At 70.8% G+C, this 12,021-nt stretch carries 10 protein-coding genes; 7 read left to right on the top strand and 3 right to left on the bottom strand.

The genetic code is table 11. The features are described 5' to 3' along the window. Window position 1 precedes the first annotated feature (1 nt). Window positions 2–3,514 (top strand): WD40 repeat domain-containing serine/threonine-protein kinase, encoded by a 3,513-nt coding sequence (locus Q9G87_RS29595; RefSeq protein ID WP_305920057.1) that lies wholly within the window; start codon window positions 2–4, stop codon window positions 3,512–3,514. Between the two features lie 9 nt (window positions 3,515–3,523). Continuing rightward, window positions 3,524–4,387 (top strand): alpha/beta hydrolase, encoded by an 864-nt coding sequence (locus tag Q9G87_RS29590; protein ID WP_305919783.1) that lies wholly within the window; start codon window positions 3,524–3,526, stop codon window positions 4,385–4,387. Between the two features lie 7 nt (window positions 4,388–4,394). Here Q9G87_RS29590 and Q9G87_RS29585 read toward each other — a convergent pair whose 3' ends face one another. Both Q9G87_RS29585 and Q9G87_RS29580 read right to left on the bottom strand, forming a co-directional pair. After that, window positions 4,395–4,916 carry a hypothetical protein gene (locus tag Q9G87_RS29585; RefSeq protein WP_305919782.1) on the bottom strand — a complete coding sequence of 174 codons (522 nt, stop codon included), beginning with the start codon at window positions 4,914–4,916 and terminating at the stop codon, window positions 4,395–4,397. A gap of 40 nt (window positions 4,917–4,956) precedes the next feature. Next, complete coding sequence (locus tag Q9G87_RS29580) at window positions 4,957–5,670, bottom strand: PaaI family thioesterase (RefSeq protein WP_305919781.1); 714 nt, start codon at window positions 5,668–5,670, stop codon at window positions 4,957–4,959. Window positions 5,671–6,018: 348 nt separating this feature from the next. On the opposite strand from Q9G87_RS29580, the gene Q9G87_RS29575 reads away from it, so the two are divergent. The 5 genes from Q9G87_RS29575 (at window position 6,019) to Q9G87_RS29555 (ending at window position 10,573) form a co-directional block, all read left to right on the top strand. Beyond that, complete coding sequence (locus tag Q9G87_RS29575; RefSeq protein ID WP_305919780.1) at window positions 6,019–6,786, top strand: potassium channel family protein; 768 nt, start codon at window positions 6,019–6,021, stop codon at window positions 6,784–6,786. Between the two features lie 102 nt (window positions 6,787–6,888). Next, window positions 6,889–7,518 carry an AAA family ATPase gene (locus Q9G87_RS29570; RefSeq protein ID WP_305919779.1) on the top strand — a complete coding sequence of 210 codons (630 nt, stop codon included), beginning with the start codon at window positions 6,889–6,891 and terminating at the stop codon, window positions 7,516–7,518. Window positions 7,519–7,725: 207 nt separating this feature from the next. Then, on the top strand, window positions 7,726–9,645 hold the full coding sequence (locus Q9G87_RS29565) for a S8 family peptidase (RefSeq protein ID WP_305919778.1): 1,920 nt from the start codon (window positions 7,726–7,728) through the stop codon (window positions 9,643–9,645). A gap of 115 nt (window positions 9,646–9,760) precedes the next feature. Beyond that, a complete protein-coding gene (locus Q9G87_RS29560) occupies window positions 9,761–10,108 on the top strand; it encodes a YciI family protein (protein WP_305919777.1) in 348 nt (115 codons plus the stop codon). A 21-nt stretch (window positions 10,109–10,129) separates the two neighbouring features. Further along, entirely contained in the window at window positions 10,130–10,573 is a 444-nt protein-coding gene (locus Q9G87_RS29555; protein ID WP_305919776.1) for a GNAT family N-acetyltransferase, read from the top strand. 56 nt (window positions 10,574–10,629) lie between these two features. On the opposite strand, the gene glnA is transcribed toward Q9G87_RS29555, so the two are convergent. Beyond that, entirely contained in the window at window positions 10,630–11,991 is a 1,362-nt protein-coding gene (glnA, locus tag Q9G87_RS29550; RefSeq protein WP_305919775.1) for a type I glutamate--ammonia ligase, read from the bottom strand. Between the last annotated feature and the right edge of the window lie 30 nt (window positions 11,992–12,021).

Below are 12,021 nucleotides of genomic sequence, written 5' to 3'. Positions count from 1 at the left end.
GATGTTGAGCGAGGACGATCCCCAGCGGCTCGGGGACTACTGGCTGGCCGGACGGCTCGGAGCGGGCGGCCAGGGGGTCGTCTACGAGGCGTACGCCGAGGACGGCCGGCGGGTGGCGATCAAGGTGCTGCACCGCGGCCAGGCCGCGCAGCTGGCCAGGGAAGTGACCGCGGCACAGCGGGTGGCCGCCTTCTGCACGGCCAGGGTCATCGAGGCGCGGCTGGAGGAGGCCAGGCCGTACATCGTCAGCGAGTACGTCGAGGGCCCCAGCCTGCGCGGGGCGGTCGCGGAGGGACGCCGGTTCACCGGCGGCGACCTGCACCGGCTGGGGGCGGCGGTGGCCACCGCGCTGACCGCGATCCACGACGCGGACGTGATCCACCGCGACCTCAAGCCGGACAACGTGCTGCTCGGCTCGGACGGCCCGCGAGTGATCGACTTCGGTGTCGCCAGGACGGCCGAGATGTCACTCACCAGCACCGGGCTGGTGACGGGGACGCCGACGTACATGGCGCCGGAGGTTTTCACCGGGCAGCGGGCCGGCAAGCCTGCGGACGTGTTCGCGTGGGGCGCGATCATGCTGTACGCGGCGACGGGAAAGGATCCGTTCGAGGCCGAGAGCCTGGGCGGGGTCATGCACCGGGTGTTGTCGGCCGTCCCCGACCTGAGCGTGCTGCCGGAGGCGTTGCGCCCACTCGTGGCCGCCACGCTCAGCAAGGAGCCGCTGCATCGGCCGACGGCGCGGGAGCTGCTGCTGTCCCTGGTCAGCGGGCATACCGGGACGGACACCGCGCATCTCCTCGCCGAAGGCGGCAGGGAGGCGGCCGGTGTGACGGCGGCCACGGCGGACCCGGCGCTCGGGACGCTGGCCGAGGAGGCGTACGAGCACCTCGGCCAGGAGGAGCGGGAGCTCGCGCCGGAGGTGTTCCTCAGACTCGTCACGGTGGGCGAGCGGGGCGAGCTGTCGGCGCGGCGCGCGGCGCTGGCCGAGCTGGTGGACGGCCGGCCGCTGCCCGAGGTGTCGGCGGTGACGCGGATCCTGGAGGTGTTCGCGTACCTGCTGGGCAGGGACGGCGAGCAGGTCTGGCTGACCCGGCCGGCGCTGCCGCACGCCTGGCCGCGCTACCGCCGCTGGGTGGACGCCAACCGGGACGGCCTGTCCGTGCACCGGGAGATCCTGGCGGCGGCGCGGCGATGGGAGCGCGCCGGGCGCAGGGACGGCGACCTGTTCCATGGCCACAGCCTGGAGAACGCGCTCCAGTGGGCGGCCACGGCCCGCAGGAACATCACGTTGTCGCCGTTCGAACGGGACTTTCTGGCGGCGGGCGCGCGGATGCGGGCGCGCAGGGCCAGGCGGGACCGGCTCGTGACGCTCTCGCTCGGCGGCCTGCTGGTAATCGCTCTGGTCGCCGCCGGGCTGGCCGTGTACCAGGGCGGGCTGGCCGACGAGCGGGCCGCGCACATCGCCGCCCAGCGCGACCAGGCGGAGGCGGCCAGGCTGGCGCAGCTGGCGGGCACGCTGCGGCACAGCGACCCGCGGATGGCGATGCAGCTCAGCGTGGCGTCGTGGCGGCTGCACCGCACGCCGCAGACGCGCGCGGCGCTGACGGCCTCGCTGGCGCAGCGGGAGGTGGCGTCGTTCAGGGATCCGGCGACGGCCGCTGAGACGCTGCGGATGCTGAGCCTGGACGGCAGGACGCTGGCCAGCGTCGGCGAGGACGCGATCCGGTTGTGGGACGTGCCTACCGGCCGGCGGACGGGCGGGATCGCCAGGCTGGGCATCGCAGGTGAACCCCTGGTCAGTGCGGCGCTGTCGCCCAGCAAACGCTACGTGGTGGTGGCGACCGCCGCGCGGGCCGACGTCTGGGATCTGCGGACGGGCAAGGTGACGCGCTCGTGGGCATACGGCAAGAAGTCCACGCCGATGTTCTTCGCGTACGGGACCGTGGACCGGTACGTGCTGGCGTGGGACGGCGAGGACAACCACGTGTGGGATCTGGAACGCGGCACCCGGGTGAGGACCAAGGCGACACTGGGCGCCATGACGCCCTCGGGCGAGGCGATCTACGCCATGGACACGCCTGGGCGGATCGACCTGCTGCGCCTGCCCGACCTGGCCAGGAGGTCCACGCGGCCGGCCGCAGAGCGATGCGACGCGTGCGGGCTCCCGCTCGCGCTGACCCCGGACGGCCGATCGCTGCTGGAGAGGGTGCGCCGCGGGCTTCAGGAGACCTCGTTGAAGGACGGCGCCTCCTGGCAGATCGGCTCGGACGGGACGAGTTGGAACGAGGGCGAGCTCACCTTCAGCCGGGACGGGTTGCTGCTGGCGTCGGTGACCCGTACCGGGATCCAGGTGTGGCGGCGTCACAGCACCTTCCTCACGGCGCTGTCGTTGCCCGGCGGAGCGGACGACGACGCTCAGCCGGTCCCCCAGGCCGCCTTCGACGGGCACACGTTGCGGTACCTGAACGAGGACCGTGTCGTCACCGTGGACCTCGCCGACCTGACCGGGGAGCGTCCGGAGCCGGGGGGCATCGGGTGGTCGCTGACCGCGCTCGTCCCCGGGCGCGTGCTGGCCACAGGGGACCTCTACGCGATCCACCTGACCACGCCAGGCAAGCCTTCAGGAAAGCCCGTGCAGCGCAGGCCGGACGCCGATGGGGCCGGCGCACTGGCACTCAGCCCGGACGGGCGGCTGGCGGCCGTGGGGGGCAGCAGCACGATCACGGTCCTGGACACGAGCACGCGGCGGGAGCTGGCCCGCTGGCCGATCGGCGAGTTCTCCAACACGACCTTGCTGGCGTTCAGTCCCGACGGGACGCGGCTGGCGGGTGTGCTGGAGGCCGCCGACCTGGACGAAGAGACCACATACACGCTGCGGGCGTGGGACTGGCGGGCCCGCCGCCCGCTGTGGTCGGCCCACGTGGACGAGATCCGGGACATGGTGTTCTCCCCCGACGGCACGACCCTGGCGGCGGCGTCGGACGCGCAGCAGCTCTTCGACGCCGCGTCGGGCACGCGCCGCGGCGGGGCCTTCGGCGGCACCGGACAGGGGACCACGATCACCGGCGTGATGTTCACCAGGGACGGCGGCAAGGTGGCGGCGGTGGACTCGCGCGGCCGGGTGACGGTGTACGACGTGGCCACGCACCGCCAGTCCGGGGAGCCGATCCGGGGCCGGCTCGGCGGCCGCGGCGCCGTCGCGGCCAGGTCACCGCGCGAGGACGTGGCGGCGGTGACCACCCAGGACGGGCGGGTCCAGCTGTTCGACCTGGCGGCGGGGGCGGACCTGGGGGTGCTGCGCGACGGGGCGGTGGAGGGGCCGATGGCGCTGGCGTTCTCCGCGGACGGGTCCAAGGTGGTGGAGCTCGACGGCTCGGGAATGGTGCGCGAGCAGCTCGTCGGCCCCGGCCACGTGGCCGCCGCGGTGTGCGCCCGCGCGGGTGTGCCGTTGAGCGGCGCCGAGTGGAAGCGGTACGTGACCGGTGCGCCCTACCTGAAGGTTTGTCCTTAAGATCCGAATATGAGGGTCGAAGAGGTAGGCGGGCTGCGGATCGCCACGTTCGGGAACGGGCCGCGGGTGATCATCGCGGTGCACGGGATCACCGCCTCGCTCATGGCGTGGGGCGCGGTGGGGCGGCGGCTGCCCGAAGGGTGGTCGCTGGTCGCGATGGACCTGCGCGGGCGCGGGCACAGCGCCTCGCTGCCCGGTCCGTACGGGCTGCCCAGGCACGCCGAGGACGTGCTGCGGGTCGCCGGCCACGTGGGGGCAGGGCCGGACGCGGTGCTGACCGGCCACTCCATGGGCGCGTACGTCGCCGCGCTGGCCGCCGCCCAGCGGGACTGGGCCAGGGTGGTGCTGGTGGACGGCGGGATCCCGTTCCCGCGACTGCCCGAGGGCGTGGACCCGGACGTGGCGCTGCAGGCCACGCTGGGGCCCGCCCTGGCGCGGTTGCGGCAGACGTACCCGTCGGCGCAGGCGTACGTCGACTTCTTCAAGAGCCATCCGGCCTTCACAGGGCACTGGAACGACGACGTCGAGGCGTATGTCCGCTACGACCTGACCGGGCCCGAGGGCGCGCTGCGGTCGCGGGTCGTGGGCGAGGCGGTGCTGCAGGACGGGCGGTGGCTCAACACCGAGCAAGACCGGGCGGGGGCGGCGCTGGAGGCGATCACGTCGCCGCTGCTGCTCCTCAGGGCGCCGCGCGGGCTGCTCAACCAGGACGTCGGCCTGCTCCCCGACGACCTGACCGCCCCGTGGGCGGCGCGGCTGCCCGGGCTGCGGGAGGAGATGATCCCCGACTGCAACCACTACACGATCATGTTCGACGACCGCTGCGTGAGGACCGTCGTGGAGCGGCTCACCGCCGACAGGCCGAGCACGTAGACAGGGGTCACCATGCCCGCCAGCACCCGCCCCCCGCGCACGGCCCCAGGCCGCGGGCCAGCCGCAGCACGCCCCAGACCTGCGCGATCGCCGCCGCGGCCAGGACCACGGCGAGCGCGGCAGGACTCCAGCCGAGACCGATCACCTCGGGCGCGACGGAATGGCCGTCGTCGGCCGCCTCCCGCCCGAGCCGCAGCAGGTGGTTCGCCGGGTTGGCCTTGCCCACGACGTACAGGCCGAGCAGGTAAGGCGGCGTCAGCAGGCCCGCCACCAGCAGGACGCGGGAGGTCGGCCGCGCCCTGGCCAGGTGCCAGAAGGAGAGCGCGGCCAGGGTGAAGAACACGCAGGCGAACGCGGTCGGCTCCATCACCACGTCCGTGACGACGCGCTGGGCCGCGAGCACTTCCTCGAGCGGGCGCCGGATGCCCGTGCTCGCGAAGTTCGCCGTCTGCTCGTAGCCGATCAGGTAGATGGCGACGGCGGCGGCCCCGAAGACCGGAGTCAGCTTGAGTAACGAATTTCCCGCCATCGCGGCATGATCGGTCACCGCCTGTATGGCCGGCGTAAGGTCAGCGTGGAGCGATCCACGTGGCGCGGGCGGCGGCCACCAGCGTGCCGTCCATCTCGTAGATGGCGCTCTGGCCGTACATCTTGCGGCCGTCGCGGCCGGTCGGGCGGGCCACCACCGAGTAGCGGCCACCGGGCTGGACGGGCCGGTGCATCTGCAGGGCCAGCCTGCCGAGCAGGGCGGTCTCGCCGGGGCCGAAGTGCGCCCAGCCGGTGATGCAGTCGAGCACGGCGCCGATGATCGAGGCGGGCACCCCGTCCTCGCCCGACACCGTGAACGGCACCCGCCAGCCGGCGGCCACCAGGTCCGTGCCCTCGACCGGGCCGGGGAAGATGCGCAGGCCGTCACCCGGCTCGCGCAGCCCGCACGCGAAGCACTCGGCGAACGGGTGCGCCTTCAGCCCCACGAACCCGGCCTCGGCGCGGGCGGCGTCGTTGAACGCCACGAACCCGGGCCCCTCCAGATCCTCGGCCACGGGGATGGCCTCGACGAGCAGCTTGTCGTCGTGCGAGAGGGACGCGGAGTTGGCGACGTGCTCCAGCCGAAGCTCGGTCTCCAGCGGTGTGGGGGCATGGAGCGTGACCTCGACGGCTGATCGACCACCGTTGAGCGCCTCCGCCATAGTGCCCGCGATCCAGCCGCCGTTGGCGACTCCCTCGGGCCCGCGGAAACGCTGGGGAACGGTCAATACGGTCTGCAGGGCAGCCGTCGTCATGCCACATCCTCCAATATCGCCACATGAGGCGCAAAGTCCGGAAATACCATAAAGAGAGGGCCAATTTTACCTGGACCACCCGTTTGCCCAGAGGGCGGGGGTGCCGGGTGCTCCGTACCCCTCCCATAACGCCTCGACCGGGTCCGAAACTTCCCCACCCTCACCATGAGGTTAGGCACCGCACATGGCACAAGCGTGACTCAAGGGTCAGAAGCAACGAAAATCGGCCTCACTCCGGGAGCGATCCCGATGTGAGGCCGATCAAGGCGTTGCCCGTACTTTAGCCCGGAAATCCCGCGTGTCGCGACCAATCCCCCTAATACGGGCCGACCGGTGCAGACTGTCCGCATGGACCGGCTGACCTCCTGGGAGCGACGCACCAGCGTGGCGCTCCTCGCCATCGGCACGGGGTTCCTCTTGAGCTGGGCGATCCCCGTCCTCGTCCCCGACCTGTCTCCCGCCGCGCACAAGGCCTTCTGGTATGTCCAGGTCACCACCTGGGCCCTGTTCACCGCCGACTATCTGATCCGCGTCGCCCTCGCGCCCCGCCGGCTGCGCTTCCTCCTCAGGAACATCCCCTCGCTCCTGGTCGTCCTCCTCCCCCTCCTGCGGCCGCTGTGGTTGCTGCGGGCACTGCTGCTGCTCCAGGTCATCGCCGAACGTGTACAGCTCCCGCTGCGCCTGCGTGCCGTCGTGTACGTGACGGGCACAGCGCTGTTCCTGTGCATGGTCGGCAGCATCGCCGTGCTCGACGTGGAACGTGACATCCCCGACAGCAACATCAAGACCATCGGCGACGCGCTGTGGTGGTCGCTCACCACGATGACCACCGTCGGGTACGGCGACCGCTTCCCGGTCACCGCCGAGGGCCGCATGGTGGCGTCCGGCCTGATGATCGCCGGCATCGCCTTGGCCGGCGTCGTCACCGCCGCCATCGCCTCCTGGTTCGTCGAGCGGTTCGAGCGCACGGCGGCGCTGGAGCGCCGTACCGAGGCCGAGCTCGCCCAGATCGCCGCCGAACTGGCCGAGACCCGCAAGGCGCTGGTCGAGCTCGCCCACACCCACGGCGCGCTGCGCGACGAACTGGCCACGCTCACCGCCCGGTTGAATTCATAACCTCTAAGGTGCGCGCCAGCTTGCTGCCTCGGCGAGGCTGGGCGTTGCCGGCGTGATCGGAGAGAAGTTGCCAGCGTGATCGGAAGAAGGGGACACGGATCCGTGCGAAGTGAGCCTGTGCAGGGCGCGATGGTGCGCTACCCGTCCGGGTCCTTGGTCATCCTGACCGGGCTCCCCGGCGCGGGCAAGACCACCCTGCTGCAACGCCTGTACGGGTTGCACGGCGCGGAGAGCGCGCCCGTCGTGAGGGACATGGTCATGGTGATCGACTCCTCGCAGTCCCGGCGCCACTGGGACGGCCGCATGACCTGGGCCCCCTATCCGCTGCGCCGCGCCGTCGTCTTCGTCACCCACCTGACCCGCATCCGCCGCGCGCTGGCCGGCGGGCAGTCGGTCATCGCCCACAACCGGGGCTGCGGCCCGTACGTGCTGCGCGGCTTCGCCTGGCTGGCCCGCCGCCACGGCGCCGCCTTCCACCTGCTCCTGCTGGACGCCCCGGCGGAGGCGGCGCTGGCCGGGCAGCGAGCCAGGGGCAGGGTGGTCGCGCCCCGCACGTTCGCCCGCCACCAGCGCAGGTGGGGGGACCTGGTGGCGCGGGTCAAGAACGGTGACCCGGCCCCGGCCTCCGGCGCCCGCATCCTCGACCGCGCCGAGGCCGCCCTCCTGGGATCCATCGTCTTCGACGGCCCGACCGGCAATTCAACACACCAAGATTTCCACATAACGGAATAACCTCATTCCCACCGTTTTCTCCGGTCACTCCATACGCTTGCCGCTCAGACATAAGCGGGGAAGCGTTCCAACATCAGCCACGGGGAAGCGCGGGCGTCGCTGAGCTCTGCTCGCATGCCCGCATGTCCGCTGATGGGTGGGTCCCCTCAACCCCCCGGAGGTCCTGTGAGACTGCGGTCTCTACTGGCGAGCGCATCTGCGCTCGTCATGACTACGACGGCCTTGCTGGCCGTCGCCGCGCCCGCCCAGGCGAGCGCCGGCGACCCCGAGGTCGCCAAGAGCGTCACGGCCGATGTGAAATCGGGCGAGAAGGTACGCGCGATCATCGAGCTGAAGCCGGGCGAGAGCGTCGCGAAAGTGGCCGAGAAGACGGAGGCCGCGTCCAGCGAGACCAGGGTCGTCGACAAGACGATGTCCGACGAGTTCCTGGTCGCCACTCTGGACGCCAGCACGCTCAACACGATCAAGACCGATGACCGGATCGCGGCCATTTACGAGGACCGGCTGAGCAAGCCGACGCTCGCACAGAGCACCGCGCTGATCGGCTCGGACAAGGCCAACGAGGCCGGCTGGACGGGCGCGGGCTCCACCATCGCGATCCTGGACACGGGCATCGACCGCGACCACCCGTTCTTCACGGGCCGGATCGTTGACGAGGCCTGCTTTTCCGCCAGTACCACCGACACGTACTACAAGGCCCGCTCGCTGTGCCCCAACGGCCTGCCGCTCCAGGTGGGCGCAGGCGCTGCCAACACCGAGATCCCGCAATGCATGGCGTCGGGGCAGAACGAGTGCGCCCATGGCACGCATGTCGCAGGCATCGCGGCGGGCAAGAAGACGGGCAGCGCTCCAGCAAACGGCGTCGCCCCGGAGGCGGGCATTCTGCCCATCCAGGTGTTCGTCAGGTTCGACGGACCCGTCTGCCAGGAGGAGTTGGACACCACCGCGCCGTGTTTCGCGAGCTTCGACTCTCTCCAGAAGGCCGCACTCCAGTACGTAGAAAGCGTCCGCGCCCAGCACAAGGTCGTGGCGGTCAACATGAGCCTCGGCGGTGGGCCGAAGCACACCACGCACTGCGACAACGACCCGGCCTACGGCACGCTCGCGCCCGAGGTCGCCTCGCTGCTAGGGGCTGGTGTGACCACGGTCATCGCCTCGGGTAACGAATATCACGAGGACGGCGTCGCCAGCCCGGCCTGCCTTTCCAAGGCACTCACGGTCGGTGCCACCGATGACAATGACTCCCCGGCCGGCTTCGGCAACCGCGGCCCGCTGCTCGACCTGTTCGCTCCCGGCGTGAACATCATTTCCTCCGTGCCGGACAACACCTACGGCTCGGCCGGTGGCACCTCGATGGCGGCCCCGCACGTGGCCGGTGCGCTGGCGCTCATGCGGCAGGCGTACCCGAACCTGTCCGCCGGAGAGCTCGCCGCGAAGCTGCAGACCACCGGCAGGAGCATTACCTACGAGAGCGGCAACAGTCAGGTGACCACTAAGCGGATCAACCTGACGGACGCGCTGCCGCCCAAGGCGACCCAGAGCCCGACGGCGACGCCCACCACCTCCCCGACCGCCACGGCCTCCCCGACCGCGACGCCTACGGCCACCCCGACGACGACGCCCACGACCACGAAGTCGCCGACGCCGAGCCCGACTCCGACGCACACCCACACGGGCGGTCCCGGAGACCCGGGAGTGAACATCGACCTGGTTCCGGTCCCCGACAACTGCACGCGGGGCAAGGGCACCAAGCCGCTGAGCGCCAAGACCTGGGCCAAGGAGATGCTGAAGAACAAGGGCTCGCTGAGCGACAAGACGCTCGTGTGCTATCTGACGCTGGCCCAGAACGGCAGCAAGATCTTCCCCGAGCTGACCGACGCGACCACCCTGGCCAAGGCGTACAAGGTGCTCGGCACCAAGAGCAAGGCCGCCAAGGCGCTGCTCGACCGTGAGCTGCTGGCCGCCTGGCTGAACTACGCGCACGGCGTGTACAACGGCTCGGCCAAGGTGCATGGGAAGACGACCCTCTCCAAGGCCGTAGCGGCCGCGGAGCGGCACCGTACGGGCAAGAGCACGGCCGCGATGAAGAAGGCAGCCGTATACCTGTACAAGCACGTCAACAAGTAGAAGTTTCCGAAAAGCGGGTCACGTCGATGACGTGACCCGCTTTTTCGTTCCCGGGTGTCGATCCGGGCGGACGTCGTTCGTGTAAGGGGTGAGATCTGAAGGAAAGGAAACATCCATGAAGCAGTACGTGCTCACCATCTACCAGGGCGACGGGCCGCCGCCGGCACCCGAGATCCTGGACCCGATCATGCAGGACCTCAACGCCCTCGACAAGGAGATGAAGGACGCCGGCGCGTGGGTCTTCTCCGGCGGGCTGCAGCCCGCCGACCAGGCGCGCGTGATCCGGATGCGGGCCGGCGAGGCCTTCACCACCGACGGGCCGTACACGGAGGGCAAGGAGCACATCGGCGGGTTCACGATCATCCAGGCGCCCGACATGGAGACGGCGCTTGAGTGGGGCCGCAAGATGGCAGAGGCGGTGGCGCTGCTCCCGGTCGAGGTCCGCGAGTTCCAAGGCGAGTGATCGGCTGGCTATCCTGCCCGCATGTCGATGATCCGTCCCGCCACGGCCGAGGACCTGCCGCTGCTCACCGCCTGGGAGGATGACCGCGACACGGCGGCGTGGCTGGGCAAGACGGGCCTGGCCTGGCACGAGCGTGCGCTGGCCGACCCGGATCAGGATCACGTCGTCGCCGAGCACGACGGCGCGGTGGCGGGGTTCGCGGTGCTGGCCGGGCTGAGCGGCGGGGACGGTGTCATCGAGTTGCGCAGGATGGTGGTCGATCCGGGGCGGCGCTGCGCTGCTCAGGGGCGGGCGCTGCTCAGGGCGGCGCTCGCCCGCGCCTACGAACACCACGGCGCCGGGCGCGTCTGGCTGGACGTCCGGGCGGCCAACCGGCGCGCCCGGGCGCTCTACGAGTCGGAGGGCTTCTCCGTCACCCATGCGGTGGCGGACGATGACCTGATCATCATGTCCCACCGCCGCTGAGCGAGCGGCCCGGCGCACGTGTCCATGAGCGCCGGGCGGCCGTCAGCGCACGCGGGTCAGAGGACCGGCAGGTAGCGGCCGAGCTCGAACTCCGTCACGTGGCGGCGGTATTCGCGCCACTCCGACCGCTTGTTACGCAGGAAGAAGTCGAAGACGTGCTCGCCCAGCGTCTCGGCCACCAGCTCGCTGCGCTCCATGACCTCGATCGCGTCGTTGAGCGAGCCGGGCAGCGGCTGGATGCCGAGGGCCCGCCGCTCGGCGCTGGTCAGCGTCCAGACGTTGTCCTCGGCCGCGGGCGGCAGCTCGTAGCCTTCCTCGATGCCCTTCAGCCCGGCCGCGAGGATCAGCGCGAACGCCAGGTAGGGGTTGCACGCCGAGTCGAGGGAGCGGAACTCGATGCGCGTCGAGCCGCCCTTGTGCGGCTTGTACATCGGCACCCGCACCAGGGCCGAGCGGTTGTTGTGGCCCCAGCACACGTAGGAGGGCGCCTCGCCGCCCTGGCCCGCGATGGCCTCGGCGCCGCCCCACAGCCGCTTGTAGGAGTTGACCCACTGGTTGGTGATGGCGGTGATCTCGGCGGCGTGCTTGAGCAGCCCGGCGATGAACGAGCGCCCGATCTTGGACAGCCGGTAGTCGGAGCCGGCTTCGTAGAAGGCGTTCCTGTCGCCCTCGAACAGCGACATGTGGGTGTGCATGCCGGAGCCGGGGTGCTCGGTGAACGGCTTGGGCATGAACGAGGCCCAGATGCCCTGCTCGAGCGCGACCTCCTTCATGACCAGCCGGAAGGTCATGATGTTGTCGGCCGTGGTGAGCGCGTCGGCGTAGCGCAGGTCGATCTCCTGCTGGCCGGGTGCGCCCTCGTGGTGGCTGAACTCGACGGAGATGCCCATCGACTCGAGCATCATGATCGCCTGGCGCCGGAAGTCGTGCCCGGAGCTGTGCGGCGTGTGGTCGAAGTAGCCGCCGGAGTCGATGGGCTCGGGCCGCTCGCCGGTCTCGGGCCGGTTCTTCAGCAGGAAGAACTCGATCTCTGGGTGGGTGTAGAACGTGAAGCCCATGTCGGCGCACTTGGCGAGGGTGCGCTTGAGCACCCAGCGCGGGTCGGCGTGCGACGGCGAGCCGTCCGGCATGAGAATGTCACAGAAAATGCGCGCGGCACCCGGCGTCTCGCTGCGCCAGGGCAGGATCTGGAACGTCGACGGGTCCGGCTTGGCGAGCATGTCGGACTCGTAGACGCGGGCGAAGCCCTCGATGGCGGAGCCGTCGAAGCCGATGCCCTCGGCGAAGGCCCCCTCGAGCTCGGCCGGTGCGATGGCGACGGACTTGAGGAAGCCGAGAACGTCGGTGAACCAGAGCCGGATGAACCGGATGTCGCGTTCCTCGAGCGTGCGGAGCACGAACTCCTGCTGGCGGTCCAAGGCATCCCCTCATGAAGACAGTACAGGTCT

This window comes from Nonomuraea turcica, from assembly GCF_030718205.1.
Lineage (GTDB): Bacteria > Actinomycetota > Actinomycetes > Streptosporangiales > Streptosporangiaceae > Nonomuraea.
The sequence above is the reverse complement of the archived record's forward strand: the minus strand, read 5'-3'. Positions and strand labels throughout refer to the sequence as shown.